This is a genomic window from Sinorhizobium sp. BG8, from assembly GCF_016864555.1.
GTDB lineage: Bacteria > Pseudomonadota > Alphaproteobacteria > Rhizobiales > Rhizobiaceae > BG8.
Map to the genome: position 1 here is coordinate 232501 of NZ_CP044011.1, position 18162 is coordinate 250662.

Consider the following 18162-nt stretch of genomic DNA (forward strand, 5'->3'; position numbering starts at 1 on the left):
TTTCTTGAACTTTTTTCCGGGATCACGGTTTTCCGGGCTGTTGCGGGTGGTGACACCCCGCAATCCACCGTTAGAACGCCTCTAAACACGGTTCTGCCTTCAGAAATTCACAATTGCGGGGGCAAAAGCGTCGAAGCAGCGTCGCGCGGCGCTTCGAATTTGACTCGCGCGGACGAACATGCGCATCTTTGCCTCCGCTGGACGGCGCCATATCTTTATAGGGACAGAACGCAATCGGCATGATGACGGACCGCAACCTGATCCGATCGCTCGGGAGCGAACCGCCTATATTGGCCGACGGCAGGCGTGCGCCCGACCGACGCGAGATTTCGCTTCGCTGGCTTTCGGGCACGTTCCTCACCGGCATCACATCTTCCATTCTCATGGGCGTGGCTCTCTTTGCCGCCCTCGACGGCAGGCAGCAGCTCGCCATTCCCGCCGAAGCCTATGCCTCGCTCGAGCCGCACGGGCGCGGGGTTCCACCCGCAAGCACCGTGACCCGCGGCGAGCGGATCGTGGAGCCGAGCATCGTTGCGAAGGCCGAGGACAAGAAGATCATGGAGGTTTCCACCATGATCCATGACGGCGAGAAGGAAGTGGTGCGACGCCAGCCCTTCGCGCTGGTGAAGATGGCGCTCGCCGCAAACCACGTGGTCAACGAGGACTATCCGCGCTTCGACCCCCTCTCCATCTTTTCCTCCTCCGCTCCGGACGAGCAGCCGGTCTCCCGCACGGGCACGATCTACGGTTCGGAGGTCGAATCGGAAGTCGCGCTGAAGACCGGCGAGTTCCCGACCGGCGGCTCGGCGCTCGACTACGCAGACCAGATGTCGCTCGACGAGGTCGAGGAGAATGTCCGCACCAACGGTTCCGTGCTGACCGACGGAAGCACGCAGCTCGCCTCCCTCTATTATGTCGACCCGCGGCGCTTCGCTTCCGACGCCTCGGACCTCGACCTGCTTCAGGGACTGACGGCGCGCATCGTCGAAGAGAACATGACCGTCTCCACCTTCGACAGCCTGACGCCGGACGACCCGGAATATGCCGAGGACGTGATCCCCGTGCGCCGCACGCAGGACATCGTCACCCTGATGACGGCGAACGGCTACACCAAGGCGCAGGCCGAGGATCTCTCCGCCTATCTCTCGAAGGTGATCGGCGGCACGGAAGTTGCCGAGGGTGACGTGCTTCGCATCTGCATCATCCAGAAGGGCAAGGAAGCCAACATCGTCAGGGCCAGCGTCTACGAGCGTGGCAGGCACCTGGCGACCGTGGCGCTCGACGACGACGGCGCCTTCGTCGCCGGATCCGAGCCGCCGGCGCTCGATGCGGTCGCGACCGCTTTCGACGACGACCATGGCCCGAGCATGATGAGCGGCCGCGACCTGCCGCGCGTCTATGACGGCATCTATCGGGCAGCGCTCTCCTACGGCATGGGGGCACGGCTCACCGGCGAGATGGTCCGCGTGCTTGCCAGCAACGTCGACTTCCAGGCCCAGCTGCGACCGAACGATTCGCTCGAGGCGTTCTTCTCCGTCGCCGATACCGCCGGTCTGGCCACCGAGGATTCCGAGCTTCTCTTCATCAACGCCAAGTTCGGCGACACGGAGACCCGCGTTTACCGCTTCCAGAACGGCGAGGACGGCTCGGTCGACTACTATGACGAGAACGGCAAGAGCATCCGGCAGTTCCTCTTGCGCAATCCCGTTCCGAACGGCCGCCTGAGCTCGGGATTCGGCATGCGGCGCCATCCGATCCTCGCCTTCTCGCGCATGCACACCGGCACCGACTGGGCGGCCCCGCGCGGAACGCCGATCATCGCGACCGGCAACGGCGTGGTGCTCGAGGCCGGCTGGTCGTCGAGCTACGGCAACCAGACGCTGATCCGTCACGCCAACGGCTACGTCTCGTCCTACAATCACCAGAGCGCCATCGCCAAGGGTGTTCGCGAGGGTGCGAAGGTCACGCAGGGCCAGGTCATCGGCTATGTCGGCTCGACCGGCCTTTCGACCGGCGCCCACCTGCACTACGAGCTGATCGTCAACGGCACCAAGGTCGACGCCATGAAGGTGCGCCTGCCGGGCGGAAAATCGCTCGAGGGCAAGGCGCTCGCGCAGTTCGAGATCGAACGCCACCGCATCGACGACCTCCTCGGCCGTGACGAGAACGCGCCCGAAGTCGCCCGCAAGGACTGAACCTTCCTCTTTTCGCAGACCGCGCGTGGTCGACGCTCCCGGGCGGCCGATCATTGTCCCGAATTTCGACACGGATCATAAGCTGGCGTGACCGCGAACCTGACGTGCCGCGATACGCATCCTGGCCGGCGTCTCGGCCGATGTCCTGGCCAGCCGGGCGCGAAAAAGGCGCGGACCATTCGATCCGCGCCTTCAGCATTGTCATGATGGGGACGTTTACGCCGCCGCCTTGCTTGTTGCCGGCCGTGCCGAGAACAGCAGCCGGTCCGAACCCGAGGTGATCTTGACCAGCGAACCGTCCGGAATGTTTCCGGCAAGGATCTTCTCGGCAAGCGGATCCTGCAGGTACTTCTGGATCGCCCGCTTCAGCGGCCGCGCGCCGTAGACGGGATCGTAGCCTTTGTCAGCCAGCCAGTGGATCGCCTCCTCGTCGAGCTCGATGACGATCTTGCGGTCGGTGAGCAGCTTGCGCAGCCGTTCCAGCTGGATGTTGACGATCGCGCCCATCTCCGAACGCCGCAGTCGATGGAACAGGATGATCTCGTCGATCCGGTTCAGGAACTCGGGCCGGAAGTGGGACTTCACCACGTCCATCACCTCGCTTCGGACCTTTTCGCTGTCCTCGCCCTCGGCGAGCTGGGTCAGGTATTCGGCCCCAAGGTTCGAGGTCATGATGATCATGGTGTTCTTGAAGTCGACCGTGCGGCCCTGGCCGTCCGTCAACCTGCCATCGTCCAGCACCTGGAGCAGCACGTTGAAGACGTCCGGATGCGCCTTTTCGATCTCGTCGAACAGCACGACCTGGTAAGGCCTGCGGCGGACGGATTCCGTCAGCGCACCGCCCTCCTCGTAGCCGACATAGCCGGGAGGCGCGCCGATCAGCCGGGCCACCGAGTGCTTCTCCATGTATTCCGACATGTCCACGCGCTGGATCGCCGTCTCGTCGTCGAAGAGGAAGCGGGCGAGCGCCTTGGTCAGTTCCGTCTTGCCGACGCCGGTCGGCCCGAGGAACATGAACGAGCCGATCGGCCGGTTCGGATCCTGGAGGCCGGCGCGCGAGCGGCGGACGGCGCGCGACACGGCCTGGACCGCATCACCCTGCCCGACCACCCATCTGGCCAGCTCGTCTTCCATGCGCAAGAGCTTGTCGCGTTCACCTTCCAGCATCTTGTCGACCGGTATCCCGGTCCAGCGCGAGACGACCTGGGCGATGTTGTCGGCCGTGACGACTTCCTGCACCATCGGGTCGATGTCTGCCGAATCGCGGTTTTCCGCGTCTTCGAGCTCCTTTTCCAGCTTCGGGATGACGCCATAGGCAAGCTCGCCCGCCCGCTGGAACTCACCCTTGCGCTGGACGATCGCCAGTTCGTTGCGGGCGTCGTCGAGCTGCTTCTTGAGGTCGGCGGCCAGTCCAAGCTTCTGCTTTTCAGCCTGCCAGCGCGCGGTCAGCGCCGCCGCCTGCTCTTCGAGCGAGGCGAGGTCGAGCTCGAGCTTCTCCAGCCGGTCCTGCGAGGCGCGGTCGGTTTCCTTCTTCAGGGCCTCGCGCTCGATCTTCAGCTGGATGATTCGCCGGTCGAGTTCGTCCAGTTCCTCGGGCTTGGAATCGACCTGCATGCGCAGCCGCGAGGCCGCCTCGTCCATGAGGTCGATCGCCTTGTCCGGCAGGAAGCGGTCGGTGATGTAGCGGTTGGAGAGCGTCGCGGCCGCCACGAGTGCCGCATCGGCGATGCGGACCTTGTGGTGCTGCTCGTACTTTTCCTTCAGTCCGCGCAGGATCGAGATCGTATCCTCGACTGTCGGCTCCTCGACCATGACGGGCTGGAAGCGCCGGGCGAGCGCCGCATCCTTCTCGACATGCTTGCGGTATTCGTCGAGCGTGGTCGCGCCGACGCAATGCAGCTCGCCGCGGGCAAGCGCGGGTTTCAGGAGGTTCGAGGCATCCATCGCCCCGTCCGCCTTGCCGGCACCGACCAGCGTGTGCATCTCGTCGATGAAGAGGATGATCTCGCCGCTCTCGGACTGGACTTCGGACAGCACCGCCTTCAGCCGCTCCTCGAACTCGCCGCGATATTTCGCGCCGGCGATGAGCGCGCCCATGTCGAGCGCCATCAGCTTCTTGTCCTTGAGGCTTTCCGGCACGTCGCCGTTGACGATCCGGAGCGCCAGGCCTTCGGCGATCGCGGTCTTGCCGACGCCGGGCTCGCCGATCAGGACCGGGTTGTTCTTGGTCCTGCGCGACAGTACCTGGATGGTACGGCGGATCTCGTCGTCACGGCCGATGACCGGATCGAGCCTGCCCTCGCGGGCTTCCGCGGTCAGGTCGCGCGCATATTTCTTGAGCGCGTCGAAACCCTGCTCGGCATTCGACGAATCGGCCGTGCGTCCCTTGCGGATATCGTTGATGACCTGGTTGAGCTTGGCCGGCGTCACGCCTGCCTTCTCGAGAATGGTCGAGGTCGCGGCGGATTTCTCGATCGCGAGCGCCAGGAGCAGCCGTTCGACGGTGACGAAGCTGTCACCCGCCTTCTTGGCGGCCTCCTCGGCCGTGGTGAAAACCTTGGCGAGCGGCTGCGACAGGTAGACCTGTCCGTTGCCGCCGGAAACCTTGGGAAGCTTCGCCAGTGCCGCGTCGTTTGCCAGCCGCGCTTCCTTGGCGTTGCCGCCGGCCCGCTCGATGAGGGACGAGGCCATGCCCTGGTCGTCGTCGAGCAGCACCTTCAGCACATGCTCCGGCGTGAACTGGGGATGCCCTTCGGCAAGCGCGTACGTCTGGGCGGATTGCAGGAAGCCGCGCACCCGCTCGGAATATTTCTCTATGTTCATTTTCTACCTCCATAGCTCGGCCGGCCCATGAGGCACCGGACGAAGGTTCAGGATCAGGCTCCCGATCAGGCGAGCCTGTCATTCTTATCGGTCGCTCGGCATTGCGCGCGATCAACCATCGGAGGTGAATATGGGGGAAGGTTTTTCGGAATTAAAGAGCGCGGTCTTCCGATGCGTGACGAAATCGGGCGGTGATCCCGGCCACCCGTTTACCCGCGACCAAAGGACGGGCCGAAGGCATCGCCCGTCCGGCCGCGCCAGCGCAAGGCTGTAGACGCGAAAAGCCCGGCATGGCCGGGCTTTCCTTGCATTCCTGACGATGAAGACGCGCCTTACTCGGAGGCGGCTTCCAGAACGGGGGCGTCGCCGCCTTCGGCCGGCGCTGCGTCCTGGCCTTCCTCACCCTGCTTGCCTTCGCCACGGCGAGGACGGCGGGCGCGGGGGGCGCTGCGTCGGCGAGACGGCGCGCGGGCGGCACCTGCCGCACCGGGCGTTTCCTCTTCGAGCGACACTTCCGCGGGCGTTCCCTCGATCACCGGCTGCGGGCCGGTTCCGTCGATGACGGGTTCGGCGACGGCCACGACCTGGGGCTGCTCCTGGACGGGCGCGTCCATATCGTCCCCGTCGCGCTCGAAGCCGTCGCGATCGTTGAAATCGTTCCGGTCGTTGAATTCGCTGCGCTCATCGCGCTGGAAGCGATCCTGCATCTGCGCCTGTGCGGCTGCGATGATGCGGTTGTAGTGCTCCGCGTGCTGCAGGTAGTTCTCGGCAATCACCCGGTCGCCAGAGCTCTGGGCGTCGCGAGCGAGTGCTGCATACTTTTCCGCAATGTGCTGGGCAGTGCCTCTGATCTTCACGTCCGGTCCGGAGCTGTCGTAGGTCCGGGTCAGAGGATTGCCGCCCTTCCGGTGGCCGTTGTTATTGTTGTTATTGTTGTTGCTGTTGTTGTTGTTACGCCCACGGCCGCGCTTGTTTTGCTGTCCTGGCCTCATATTCCGCTCACCCAAAGTATCTTGTCTCGATGATCATGTGTCTGCGCGCCTGATCGGATCGCGCCGGATCAAGCAATCCTCATCAGCGAGGAAACCACGCTGGTAGGTGGCCCTGCCGCCGTAAGACGTCAAATTAACAGGTACCCGCACAAGGCAGTCTTCAACCCTAGCAACTCTTCTGTGAGAGCAACCCTCGCGATCGGGCCATACCAGAACGAATCTTTGTTGTATGACCTCTTGCCTGGTGCGTAATCGCAACCTAGCCCGCTTCCTCGGTGATTCCAAGCCTTTTCTTCGTGCTGCGACAAGAACCCACGTCCGCGCAGCAATTTCAGGAAGTTACGACTGTGCGAAAGACCAGGCAACGGTCGTTTCCGCCCAAATCCCGGGCGCTGGCGCACAACGCGAAACCGTTCTGCGCCAGTATGTCGATCACCCCCGCCTTCTGGTCGTAGCCGATCTCGAAGGCAAGCACGCCGTTGCTTCTGAGGAAGCTCTTGGCTTCTGCGGCGATCGACCGGTAGGCATCCAGCCCGTCCTCGCCACCATCGAGCGCGAGTCTGGGATCGTGGCGCTTCACCTCTTCCGAGAGGGTCTCTACCACGGCGGATGCGATGTAGGGCGGGTTGGAGACGATGATGTCGAAAGTGCCGGTTAGGGCCTCGAACCAGTCGCTCCTGACCGCCTCGAAACGGTCTCTCAAATTGTTTAGATCGGCATTGCGGCGCGCCGTTTCAAGGGCGTCCTCGGAAAGATCCGCGCCGACGCCGCTGGTGCCGGGCACGCTGTCGAGCAGCGCAAGGCAGATCGCCCCCGTACCCGTGCCGAGATCGAGGATCCGGCACCCGCCCGTCGCCTCGACGATCCCGCGCGCGAAGGGGATGAGTTCGTCCACGATGATCTCGGTATCGGGCCGGGGTTCGAGCGTTCCGGCGGAAAGCGAAAGCGTCAGCCCGCAGAAGGGTCGCCAGCCGAGAATCCTGTAGACGGGCTCGTGCGCGAGACGCCTTAAAACGCCGTCCTCCACCTTTCGCGCCTCGTCTTCGCTGAGCTTGTTCGATCCGCCCGTGATGAAGGCGATGGCGTCGAGACCGAGAAGGCCGCCGATCAGGAGACGGGCCTCGCGGGCCGGATCGTCTATTCCTGCCCGCTGGAACCTGAGGCGCGCATCTGTCAGCGCCGCCGAAAGCGACCCGTCACCCTTCATCATCCCTGTTCGCCGAGCTGCGCCAGCTGTCCGGCCTGGTAGTCGGCCAAAAGGGCGTCCACCACTTCGTCGATTTCGCCCATCATCATCCTGTCGAGCTTGTAGAGCGTAAGGTTGATCCGGTGGTCCGTCACGCGGCCCTGGGGAAAGTTGTAGGTCCGGATGCGTTCGGAGCGGTCGCCGGAGCCGACCTGGCTCTTTCGCGAGGCGGAACGTTCGCTGTCGGCGCGGCTGCGCTCCATGTCGAAGAGCCGTGCGCGCAGGACCTGCATCGCCTTGGCGCGGTTCTGGTGCTGCGACTTCTCGGAGCTGGTGACGACGATCCCTGTCGGCAAGTGCGTGATGCGCACGGCCGAGTCGGTGGTGTTGACGTGCTGTCCGCCCGCGCCCGACGAGCGCATCGTGTCGATCCGGATGTCCTCGGGACGGATCTCGATGTCGATCTCCTCGGCCTCCGGCAACACGGCGACGGTGGCGGCCGAGGTATGGATGCGCCCGCTCGCCTCCGTCTCCGGAACCCGCTGCACCCGGTGCACGCCCGATTCGAACTTCAGCTTGGCAAACACCCCGCGCCCCGAAACGGTCGCGATGATTTCCTTGTAGCCGCCGGCCTCACCTTCGCTCACCGAAAGCACCTCGACCTTCCAGCCGTTCGCCGCCGCGAAGCGCTCGTACATGCGGAAGAGATCGCCCGCAAAGAGCGCGGCTTCGGAGCCGCCGGTACCGGCGCGTATTTCGAGGATGGCGCTCTTTTCGTCCGCCGCGTCCTTCGGCAGCAGCAGGATCTGCATGTCCTGCTCCAGCCCCTCGAGCCTGCGCCTGAGGTCCGGCAGTTCCATTTCGGCGAGGTCGCGCATCTCGCGGTCGGTCGCCTTGTCGGCAAGCAGCGTCTCGAGGTCGTCTATCTCGGCGACGGTCTTGTCGTGCTCGCGGATTTTTGCGACGACCGGCTGGAGCTCGGAATATTCCGAGGCGAGGCGCACATAGGTCTCGGAATCCGGCCCCGCGGACATGCGGGCCTCGATCTCGCCGAAGCGGCGCTCGAGTTCGCGCATCTTGTCAACGGGAAGCTTCGCCACCGGTCACTCCAGTACTATGAATTCAAAGGGGCACGCCATGCTCGGCGGCAAAGTCCGTCAGCATGGGGCGCAGGGACCCGATCGACTTGGTATCGTCGAGCGCCGGGTTCAGTACTCCGGCGAGCTTTTCGACGTCGAGCGCGAGCAGCATCGATTTGACCGGGCCGATCGAGGTCGGTGCCATCGAAACGGAACGGAAGCCGATGCCGAGCAGGGCCATCGCGGAAATCGGCTTGCCCGCCAGTTCGCCGCAGAGCGTCACCTGCGTATCGTTGCGCTCTCCCGCCCTGACGATGTCGCGCAGGATCCTGAGGAAAGGCCGGCCGAGCGGGTCGAAACGGTCGGACACCCGGGCGTTGCCGCGGTCGACCGCCATCGCGAACTGGAACAGGTCGTTCGATCCGACCGAGACGAAGTCCACCTCCGCCATCAGCTCGTCGAGCTGCCAGAGCAGCGCCGGCACTTCGAGCATGGCGCCGAACTGCAGTTTTCGCGGCAATTGCTCGCCGATCTTGGACTGGCGCTGGATTTCCTTTTGCAGAAGCTCGCGCACTTCTCTCAGCTCGGAGACCTCGGTCACCATCGGCAGCATCAGGCGAAGCTCGGCGCCCGCCGTCGCGCGCAGCATGGCGCGAAGCTGGGTGCGCAGCAGGCCCGGCCGGTCGAGCGACAACCTGATGGCGCGCCAACCGAGCGCGGGGTTCTCTTCCTCGTCGGCACGGAAATAGGGAACGACCTTGTCGCCGCCGATATCGAGCGTGCGGAACGTCACCGGCCGGCCGGCCGCCTGCTTCAGGACGCTGCGGTAGAAGGCTTCCTGCTCTTCCGCCTTCGGCATCGTCGAGGCGATCATGAACTGCAGCTCGGTGCGGAACAGGCCAATGCCCGAGGCGCCCGATTCGGTCAGGTGCGGCAGGTCGACGATCAGCCCGGCATTCATCTGCACGTTGATCGCCTTGCCGTCCTTCGTCACCGGCTCGACCGCGCGCAATGCTCGGTACTGCTCCTGCCGGCGGGCGCGGAATCGCACCTTTTCCTCGTAGGAGCGCTGGAGATCCTGCACGGGACGAAGGTGGACCAGCGCGTCGTCGCCGTCGATGATCACCGGATCGCCGTTTTCCGCAAGCGCCACGGCACCGGCCGACTGCCCGACGACGGGAATGCCCATGGCGCGCGCGACGATCACCACATGGCTGGTGACGGCGCCTTCTTCGAGGACCAGCCCGCGCACGTTCTGGCGCGGATAGTCGAGCAGCTCGGCGGCCCCCATGGCCCGCGCCACGATGATCGCGTCGTTCGGAAACGCATTGGCAGACAGCTTGGCGCCATAACCGGTCAGCTGCCGTAGCAGGCGATTGGCGAGGTCGTCGAAATCGTGCATCCGCTCGCGCAGGTACGGGTCCGTCAGCCGGATCATCCGCGCCTTGGTCTCGCTCTGCACCCGCTCGACGGCCGCTTCCGCCGTCAGGCCGTTGCGGATCGCTTCCTCGAGCTTGCGCACCCAGCCGCGATCATGCGCGAACATCCGGTAGGTCTCGAGCACCTCGCGATGCTCGCCCTCCATCGAGACGTCGCGCCTGGAGAGCATGTCGTCGATCGAGATCCGGAGCGACCCCAGCGCTTCGGCAAGCCGGCCCAGTTCGTGTTCGGAGTCCTCGTTGAGCAGATTGGTGACGACGATGCGCGGCTCGTGGAGCACCACATATCCGAGGCCGATGCCTTCGTTGAAGCCGCTGCCCTCGATGGTGACGGGGCGCGACAGGTCGAGTTCGAGGCCGGGCTTGGTGATCTTCTTCAGTTCGCCCGTCGCGACCATTTCGGCGATCACCATCGCCGTCGTCTCGAGCGCCTCGACCTCGTCCTCGCGGTAGGTCCGGCTGGCCTTGTTCTGCACGACGAGAACGCCGAGCGCGCGGCCGGTGCGCAGGATCGGCACGCCGAGGAAGGAGTGGTAGATCTCCTCGCCCGTTTCCGGGAGATAGGTGAAGGCGGGGTGCGACTGGGCGTCGGAGAGGTTGAGCGGGCGGGCGCTGGCGGCAATGGTACCGACAAGACCTTGGCCCATCTTCAGTTGCGCAAGGTGGACGGCGCCCGGATTGAGGCCCTCGGTAGCATAGAGCTCGAGGACTCCGTCGGAACGCAGCACGTAGACGGAGCACACCTCCGCCACCATGTTCTGCGCGATCTGGCGTACGATCTGGTCAAGCCGCTCCTGCGGCTCGAGCGGCTCCGCCATCAGTTCGCGCAGCCGCTTGAGAAGGACACGCGGACCTGCGGAGAGGTCTCTCATCACGCAACGTCTCCCCGAAAATGACGATACCAACCGTGCCCTTCGACGCCGGCTGATAAGCGGCGCGAAACTAACGGTGAATCACTTCTTATCGAGACCGTAGACGGAATGCAAAGTCCTGACCGCGAGTTCAGCATAAGGACCGTCGATAAGAATGGATATCTTGATCTCGGAGGTGGTGATTGCCCGGATGTTGATGCCCTTTTCGGCAAGCGCGCGGAAGGCCGACGCTGCAACGCCCGCATGGCTGCGCATGCCGATGCCGATGACCGAAACCTTGACCAGGCCCGCTTCGTGCTGGATCACGTCGCAGCCGACCTTTTCCTTGGCGGTCTCGAGCACCTTCAGGGCCTTGTCGACGTCACCCGAGGGGACCGTGAAGGTCATGTCGGTCTTGGAGCCGTCCTCCGAGATGTTCTGCACGATCATGTCGACGTTGATATGGGCCTCTGCGAGCGGGCCGAAGATCGCGGCCGAGACGCCCGGCCGGTCGGCGACGCGGCGGAGCGAGATCTGCGCTTCATCCTTGGCATAGGCGATGCCGGTTACGACTTCCTGTTCCACGATTTCATCCTCATCACAAATCAGCGTGCCGGGCGGGTTCATCAGATCGCCCATGCCCGGCGCATCGGGGTCTACGAAACTGGAACGGACGAAGGTGCGCACCTTGTGCACCATCGCGAGCTCGACCGAGCGCACCTGCAGCACCTTGGCGCCGAGGGATGCCATCTCCAGCATTTCCTCGAAGGCGATCTTCTTGAGGCGGCGCGCCTTCGGCTCGATGCGCGGATCGGTCGTGTAGACGCCGTCGACGTCCGTGTAGATGTCGCAGCGGTCCGCCTTCACCGCAGCGGCGATGGCGACGGCGGAGGTGTCCGAGCCGCCCCGGCCGAGCGTCGCAATGCGGTTGTCCGGGCCGATGCCCTGGAAGCCGGCGACCACGGCCACCTGGCCCTCGCCCATGCGGCGGATGATTTCCGAACCGTCGATGTCCATGATGCGCGCGGCGCCGTGGGCGTTGTCGGTCTTGATGGCGATCTGCCAGCCCTGCCAGGACCGGGCATTGATGCCCATCGACTGCAGCGCGATGGCGAGCAGCCCGGAGGTCACCTGCTCGCCCGAGGCGACGATGGCGTCGTATTCGCGCGCGTCGTAGAAGGGCGAGCTGGCGCCGGTAGCCTTCGGCATACCCTGAACCCAGGCGACGAGCTCGTTGGTCTTGCCCGACATGGCGGAAACGACGACGGCCACTTCGTGGCCCGCATCGACCTCGCGTTTCACATGGCGCGCCACATTGTGGATACGGTCCAGATCTGCGACGGAGGTTCCGCCGAATTTCATCACGATGCGTGCCATGGATATCTACCGGTACTGAATGTTCGCGCGAGCGCGGGAAGAGGTCGCGGCGTCTCATAGCGGAAGAGGACGCGGCGTGCAATGGCGAGCGGCATGTGGCCTGCCTTGGCGCTGTGCGGGAATTGCCGCGAAAGACGCGGCGTGGCTATGGTGGCGCGGATCTTGCCGCCGGGGAACGGATGGCGTTCCGGCTGGGAAGTGGAAAGGGAGAGCGATGTCTGCAGATGGCGGGCGGCCGCAGATCGGGTTGGATCGGCTGAAGGGAATCCTGGATTTCATTCAGGCGGCGGAAGGACTGAAGGACACGCTTCGCAGCGGCACCACCTCCAGGGGTCGGCGCGAAAGCACCGCCGAGCACACATGGCGCCTCTGCCTCATGGTGATGATGTTCGGCCGCGAACTTTCCGGCTGCGACCAGCACCGCCTTCTAAAGCTCTGCATCGTGCATGATCTCGGCGAGGCGATTTCCGGAGACGTCCCGGCGATCCACCAGGGCCTCGACGACGGGCGCGCCGCACGCGAGCGGGCGGATCTTTCAGCCCTTTGCGCGCCCCTGCCCGCCGACCTCTCGGCGGAAATCCTCGACCTCTGGGACGAGTACAGCGCGGCCGCCTCCCCGGAGGCGATCTTCGCCAAGGGCTTCGACAAGCTGGAGACGATGCTGCAGCACACGATCGGCGACAATCCCGCGGGCTTCGACTACGACTTCAACCTGACCTACGGGCTGCAGCACACCGATCGCCATCCGCTGCTGCGCGAAATCCGGTCGCTGGTGGACGAAGCCACCCGGAAGCGCGCTGAGGATCAGGGACCGCCCGGCTCATAGCGTGCGGCCTCGCGTCCCGCATCGTTGGCTTGCGCTGAATGCCACTCGATAGGCCGGAACCGAGCAGCCGCTCGGCCTCTGCGCGCGAGAGGCCGGCGTCGAGGAGCAGGTGATTGTTCCCACGCAGCACGATCATGGAAAGTGCTTGCCGCTCCGCCGCCGCCTGCCGATGGTCGCACCACAGCGTGAACAGCCGCGTCCAGATCCGTCGTGTTGATTCCGCCCATTCCATGAGGGCATTCCTCCGTTCATCCGTCGGAATCATCCTCCAGCGATAGACATTCGACAAACGAATAGTCATGATGCCAGCCATCAGGAAAAACGATTGCTCGAATGGATTTTCCCCTCGAAAGCGAACTACTGCGAACCTTCCTCGTTGTGGCCGAAACCGGGAACGTCACCCGCGCCGCAAACGCCCTCGGCCGCACGCAGTCGGCCGTCAGCATGCAGGTCCGGCGCCTGGAAGAAATCGTCTCGAGCCCGCTCTTCGCGAGAGGCGCGCGCGGCGTCGCGCTGACGGAGGAAGGAAGCCGGCTGCTTCCCTACGCCCGGCGCATCGTCGGGCTTGTCGACGAGGCCGCCGGCGCCATGCGGACGAGCCCGCTCGAAGGCGCTGTCCGTGTCGGCATTCCCGAGGAATATACCGAGACCATCCTGCCGCGGGCGCTCGCCGCCTTCGCGGAACGCAACCCCCGGACGGAGGTGACGGTCCGGTGCGGCTATTCCTCCCAGCAGCTCGCAGCGCTCGACCGCGACGAACTGGATCTCGCTGTCATCTTCGACTGGGACCACGCGACCTCCGGCGAGATCCTCGCCCTCGACCCGACCGTCTGGGTCACGGCGGACCTCCACGGAAGCCACCTGCGCAACCCCGTTCCCGTCGCGGTCTACTGGAACTCAAGCTGGTGCCGCGACTTCGCCATCCGATCGCTGGACCGCCACGGCATCTCCTATCGGATCGCCTACAGCTCTGACACGAGCAGTGGCCTGAGGTCCGCCGTCTCCGCCGGGCTGGCGATCGCGCCGCTCGCGCGCAGCAACATCCCGCCCAATGCGCGCGAACTGACGGCCGAGGACGGGTTCCCGCCGATTGACACGTCACGCGTGGTGCTGAGGCGCAATCCCCGCCGCGCGAGCCCCGCGGCCGATCGCCTCGCCGAGATGTTGCGCAGCGCCTTCGCCCCGCTCCGGCCCGCAGATGGAAGTGCTGGCTAGGGAACCGCGTCCTCGTTGCCCCTCCCCGGGGGAGTTCAGGCCACGGTGGGCGTGGCATCCATGCGGACAGCGGAGCCTCGTTCACCTCCGCCGACTGCTGACAGGGTCGAAAATTGATGTGGGTTCCCGCGCGGCGCCCGCCTCTCCCTCCTTCATTAATATTCACCCATACGGTTGACTATTAATCGAATTTTCTATATTCAACCATATGGGTGAACAAATGGACGAAGATGCCCTGTCACGAATTCTGAAGGCCGCCGGCGATACCACGCGGCGACAGATCCTGACGCTTCTCGTTCAGGAGGGAGCGTTGAGGGTGACGGCGCTCGCCGCCCATTTCGACATGTCCCTGAATTCCGTCTCCAAGCATATCAAGGTGCTGGAGGAGGCAGGCCTCGTCACCCGCAGGACTTTGGGCCGCGAGCATTTCATCGCGGCGGAGCTCGAACCGCTGGCCCTGACAGAGCGCTGGTTCGCGCAGCTGAAGTCGATCTGGGAACTGCGCCTCGCAGCGCTGGAAAACCTACTGGTTCCGAAGGAGGAAAGTGATGACCGAGCTTGAACTGACAGTCAGCCGCAAGATCGCCGCCCCGCGCGAGAAAGTGTTCAATGCCTGGCTTTCGCCGGAAATGCTGGCAAAATTCATGCGCCCCATCGCAGATTGCATCGAGCCCTCCAGGGTCAGCACCGACCCGGTCAAGGGCGGGCGGTTCCAGATCGTGATGGTGACCGCCGAACGGGAAATCCCCCACTCCGGCACCTACCTCGAGATCGATCCCCATTCGCATCTGGCCTTCACCTGGGAATCGCCCCACTCGCTCGACGACAGCGTCGTGACGATCGATCTGGCGGAACTCGATGCCCAGACGACCGAAGTGACACTGAAGCAGGTGAAGTTCCGCAGCGAGGATGCGCGGCTCGGCCACATCAAGGGCTGGACCACGATCCTGGACAATCTCGAGACATCCTTCGCCTAGGGCACGTCTCCCGAAAGGGGTTGCCCGCTCCGGCGGAGCGAGACATGAGACGACCTGAAGCGCGCACCGGTCCCTCGTATCGCATCGCGCTTCAGGCAAGCCCGCGGGATGCCTCCCGTCCGGCATTCCGCCCCTCCTCCCGCGGCAGTGCGGGCAGGATGCCGAAGATGTGATGACGGTTCGGGCTTGCGAATTCCGGCCGCGGCGGTAGGACTGTTCCTGTCCGGTTTTGCCCAAGAAGTCCGCATCGATGTCTGCAAGGTCCCATCTATCACGGCGCACACTGCTCCTCGGCGCAGTTTCGACGACTGCTGCTCTCACAGGCTGCACCACCTACGGAATCGGTCGCGCGCCCTTGCCCCAGGTCGCCCGCCGGCCGATCGTCGTTCCCTCGACTGAAGACCTCGACCTCATGTACGGCCCCGTCGAGGACGATGGCGTCCTGATCCCGCCGGTGCCCTACCAGCAGATCGACCCGAGATACTATCGCCAGCGCGTGATGGATCCGACCGGCGAACAGCCTGGCACGGTCGTCGTCGATACCCCCGGAAGGTTTCTCTACCTCGTCGAGCCGGGCGGCACGGCAATGCGCTACGGCGTCGGCATCGGCAAGGAAGGATTCGCCTGGGAAGGCGAAGGCACCATCCACTGGCGCCAGCACTGGCCGCGCTGGAAGCCGCCGGATGAAATGGTGGCGCGCCGGCCGGAGCTCGCAAAGTATTCGATCTCCAACGGCGGCATGGAGCCAGGTCTCGAAAATCCGCTCGGCGCCCGCGCCCTCTACATCTTCCAGGACGGCAAGGACACGCTCTATCGCCTGCATGGAAGCCCGGAATGGCAGTCGATCGGCCAGGCCGTGTCGTCCGGCTGCGTTCGCCTGATCAACCAGGACGTCATCGATCTCTACGCCCGCGTGCCCTACCACGCCCGGATCGTCGTCCGCCAGCAGCCTGCCCAGCCTGTCTACCAGGCGTTCTGAAGGGAATTCCATGCCCAGCCGCCTCGCCGCGCTCCAGCCCTATCTTCTCTCCGTCCTGCGCATCGTGACGGGCCTCGTGATCTTCAGCTACGGCACGCAGAAGATCCTGCGGTTCCCAGCCGCCGAGAGCGTACCGCCGGTCGGATCGCTTCCCTGGATCGCGGGCCTCTTCGAGCTCGTCCTCGGGCTTCTGGTGCTCGTCGGACTGAAGACCCGCCCTGCCGCCTTCGTGCTGTCCGGCGTCATGGCCTTCGCCTATTTCCTGCGCCATGCGCCCCAGGGCTTCTATCCCGCGCAGAACGGCGGGGTCGCGGCCATCCTCTTCTGCTTCATCTTCCTCTACCTGGCCGTCGCCGGCGCTGGCCCGATCAGCCTCGACGGACAAATGGGCGGCAAACAGGCCCGAACCTGAGAGAACCGCCGGTCGCAATCGCAGGAGCGCGTTGCGGCCCCCTCCCGCTTCACGTGCCGAAGCCGCGCAGGCTTTTCATGATCTCGCGCAACCCGCGCGTCAGGTGCTTGTCGCGCCTCATGACCATTCCCAGCTGTCGAACGAGCCGGGGTTTCAGCGGCGAGGTCGCAAGATAGCCCGCCCGCTCGCGTTTCAGGGCCAGTGACGGCAGGATCGACCAGCCGAGGCCGGCCGCCACCAGCTCCTTGATCGCCTCGACGCTGCCGAACTCCATCGCAGGTCGCGCGCGCTGGCCCGCGGCCTCCATCCATTGGTCCGTCGCCACGCGCGTATTGCCGCCCTCGTAGAGCATCAGGACTTCGACAGCCTCCGCAAGATACCGCGCATCGGGGCCACCCTCCGGCATGACCGCATCCCTCGGCGCGACCGCCAGAAGCTCGTCTTCGTAGAAGGGCTCGACCTCGAATGCCCGGCCGGGCGCCGGCAGCGTGACGACGGCGATGTCGAGCCTGTTCGCCTCCAGATGGCGCAACACGTCGTCCGTGTTTCCGATCGTGACGGTGACCTCCAGTCCGGGCATGCGTTTCCTGGCGGCAGAAATTGCGCGCGGCAAAAGGTGGATCGAGGCCGTTCCTCCGCTGCCGATCCGCACCCGGCCGGCGGTGCCGTCCCGGTAAGGCGCCATTGCCTCCTCCGCGGCGGCGCACTCGTCGAGGATCCGCCTGGCGTGCACCAGAAGCTCGATGCCCGCCGGGGACGCCTGCGCCCGACGCCCGACACGCTCGATCAGGCGAACGCCCAGGCGTTGCTCGAGGAGCTTGACCTGCAGGCTCACCGCAGGCTGCGTCAGGCCGGCCTTTTCCGCCGCCGCAGTGAACGTGCCGAGTTCGACCACGCTGACGAAGGCGGCAAGCTGGTCGAGATTGTACATAGAAGGAATCCTTATGGTTCGCATAATTTCCATAAGCTTCCTTTTGCAAACCCGCCAGCTCAAAGTCTCCTCACCGGCGCAGGTCGAAGGCCTTCCCTCGAAACGGCAGATGGCCCGGGACGGCCGGTAACGAATGGCACAAGGGGAGATCTGGCATGACGGCTGATATCGAAAACGCGCCGGCCCTCGGGCATCGAGGCCAACGTCTCTTCGCGAAGTGGATGGCGCGCCTCGCGGACGGGTTCGCCCGCCATCTGTGGAAACGGCGCAGCCGGCGGGCCCTTTCCGAGATGTCCGACGACCAGCTGAACGATATCGGCATCACCCGCGCCGAGGCGAGACGCGAAGCCGAACGATCATGGTTCTGGGACTAGGGCGCCTTGCTCGTCCGGAAGAACTTTCCCCGGGAAAGCCACTCGCTTCACCCGGTTTCGCTGCTGAGCCAGACACGCGCAAGCAGGACGGACAGCACGGCATGGAGCACGACAGCGGGCCACAGAAGGACGCCCGCAAATTCGCCGCCGAGGCCGAGATAGCCAAGATAGAGCGTGACGACGACGCTGTAGAACAGCATGCCGAGGAGAGCGGAATTTCTCCAGCAGGCCAGCCCCACCGCGATCAGCGCAAGTCCCGCGACGCGAGCAGTCGGTATCCCTGTACCGGCCAGGGCTTCGCCAAGCAGCAACTGCCCCACCAGCGATGGAGCAACCAGCAGGGCGAGGCCCGTGGCGATCTCGCCTGCAGCCGCGATGTAGAGGACAGGCTTCATCGGTCGGGTCACCGTCCTTGCTGTCAGTCTGTTCGTCGCGCCTGTTCATCGCTCAAGCGGCATGCATGAGGGGCGGGCGCCAAGCGTAGCGGCTCACGTTCGCCGCGACGC

At 64.9% G+C, this 18162-nt stretch carries 16 protein-coding genes; 8 read left to right on the top strand and 8 right to left on the bottom strand.

Annotated elements, in window-relative coordinates; translation table 11 throughout:
- The first annotated feature begins 239 nt into the window (after positions 1 to 239).
- Complete coding sequence (locus F3Y30_RS01055; protein ID WP_203424752.1) at positions 240 to 2195, top strand: M23 family metallopeptidase; 1956 nt, start codon at positions 240 to 242, stop codon at positions 2193 to 2195.
- A 216-nt stretch (positions 2196 to 2411) separates the two neighbouring features.
- Here F3Y30_RS01055 and clpB read toward each other — a convergent pair whose 3' ends face one another.
- The 6 genes from clpB to F3Y30_RS01085 form a co-directional block, all read right to left on the bottom strand.
- A complete protein-coding gene (gene clpB, locus F3Y30_RS01060; protein ID WP_203424753.1) occupies positions 2412 to 5018 on the bottom strand; it encodes an ATP-dependent chaperone ClpB in 2607 nt (868 codons plus the stop codon).
- A gap of 332 nt (positions 5019 to 5350) precedes the next feature.
- Positions 5351 to 6010, bottom strand: coding sequence for a DUF4167 domain-containing protein (locus F3Y30_RS01065; RefSeq protein ID WP_203424754.1), 660 nt, complete (start codon positions 6008 to 6010; stop codon positions 5351 to 5353).
- Between the two features lie 331 nt (positions 6011 to 6341).
- On the bottom strand, positions 6342 to 7220 hold the full coding sequence (prmC, locus tag F3Y30_RS01070) for a peptide chain release factor N(5)-glutamine methyltransferase (protein ID WP_203424755.1): 879 nt from the start codon (positions 7218 to 7220) through the stop codon (positions 6342 to 6344).
- On the bottom strand, positions 7217 to 8296 hold the full coding sequence (gene prfA, locus F3Y30_RS01075; RefSeq protein ID WP_203424756.1) for a peptide chain release factor 1: 1080 nt from the start codon (positions 8294 to 8296) through the stop codon (positions 7217 to 7219). Before prfA ends, prmC begins: the two co-directional genes overlap by 4 nt.
- 22 nt (positions 8297 to 8318) lie before the next feature.
- Positions 8319 to 10586, bottom strand: a complete 2268-nt coding sequence (gene ptsP, locus F3Y30_RS01080; protein WP_203424757.1) for a phosphoenolpyruvate--protein phosphotransferase — start codon at positions 10584 to 10586, stop codon at positions 8319 to 8321.
- Between the two features lie 81 nt (positions 10587 to 10667).
- Positions 10668 to 11942, bottom strand: a complete 1275-nt coding sequence (locus F3Y30_RS01085) for an aspartate kinase (RefSeq protein ID WP_203424758.1) — start codon at positions 11940 to 11942, stop codon at positions 10668 to 10670.
- A 214-nt stretch (positions 11943 to 12156) separates the two neighbouring features.
- On the opposite strand from F3Y30_RS01085, the gene F3Y30_RS01090 reads away from it, so the two are divergent.
- The 6 genes from F3Y30_RS01090 to F3Y30_RS01115 all read left to right on the top strand — a co-directional run bounded on the left by F3Y30_RS01090 (position 12157) and on the right by F3Y30_RS01115 (position 16351).
- Positions 12157 to 12768 carry an HD domain-containing protein gene (locus F3Y30_RS01090; RefSeq protein ID WP_203424759.1) on the top strand — a complete coding sequence of 204 codons (612 nt, stop codon included), beginning with the start codon at positions 12157 to 12159 and terminating at the stop codon, positions 12766 to 12768.
- 333 nt (positions 12769 to 13101) lie between these two features.
- Positions 13102 to 13983 (top strand): LysR substrate-binding domain-containing protein, encoded by an 882-nt coding sequence (locus F3Y30_RS01095; protein ID WP_203424760.1) that lies wholly within the window; start codon positions 13102 to 13104, stop codon positions 13981 to 13983.
- 220 nt (positions 13984 to 14203) lie between these two features.
- A complete protein-coding gene (locus F3Y30_RS01100) occupies positions 14204 to 14545 on the top strand; it encodes a metalloregulator ArsR/SmtB family transcription factor (protein WP_203424761.1) in 342 nt (113 codons plus the stop codon).
- Positions 14532 to 14960: an SRPBCC domain-containing protein gene (locus tag F3Y30_RS01105; protein WP_203424762.1), complete on the top strand. Its 429-nt coding sequence runs from the start codon at positions 14532 to 14534 to the stop codon at positions 14958 to 14960. The genes F3Y30_RS01100 and F3Y30_RS01105 overlap by 14 nt, the downstream gene beginning before the upstream one ends.
- Positions 14961 to 15210: 250 nt before the next feature.
- The gene (locus F3Y30_RS01110; RefSeq protein ID WP_203424763.1) at positions 15211 to 15939 is read left to right on the top strand and encodes a L,D-transpeptidase; all 729 of its coding nucleotides are present in this window, start codon (positions 15211 to 15213) and stop codon (positions 15937 to 15939) included.
- A gap of 10 nt (positions 15940 to 15949) precedes the next feature.
- Complete coding sequence (locus F3Y30_RS01115) at positions 15950 to 16351, top strand: DoxX family protein (protein ID WP_203424764.1); 402 nt, start codon at positions 15950 to 15952, stop codon at positions 16349 to 16351.
- A gap of 49 nt (positions 16352 to 16400) precedes the next feature.
- Here F3Y30_RS01115 and F3Y30_RS01120 read toward each other — a convergent pair whose 3' ends face one another.
- A complete protein-coding gene (locus F3Y30_RS01120; RefSeq protein ID WP_203424765.1) occupies positions 16401 to 17282 on the bottom strand; it encodes a LysR family transcriptional regulator in 882 nt (293 codons plus the stop codon).
- Positions 17283 to 17437: 155 nt separating this feature from the next.
- On the opposite strand from F3Y30_RS01120, the gene F3Y30_RS01125 reads away from it, so the two are divergent.
- Complete coding sequence (locus F3Y30_RS01125) at positions 17438 to 17656, top strand: DUF1127 domain-containing protein (protein ID WP_203424766.1); 219 nt, start codon at positions 17438 to 17440, stop codon at positions 17654 to 17656.
- A gap of 47 nt (positions 17657 to 17703) precedes the next feature.
- Here the strand turns inward: F3Y30_RS01125 and F3Y30_RS01130 are convergent, their stop codons facing one another.
- The gene (locus tag F3Y30_RS01130; protein ID WP_203424767.1) at positions 17704 to 18051 is read right to left on the bottom strand and encodes a hypothetical protein; all 348 of its coding nucleotides are present in this window, start codon (positions 18049 to 18051) and stop codon (positions 17704 to 17706) included.
- Positions 18052 to 18162 lie beyond the last annotated feature (111 nt).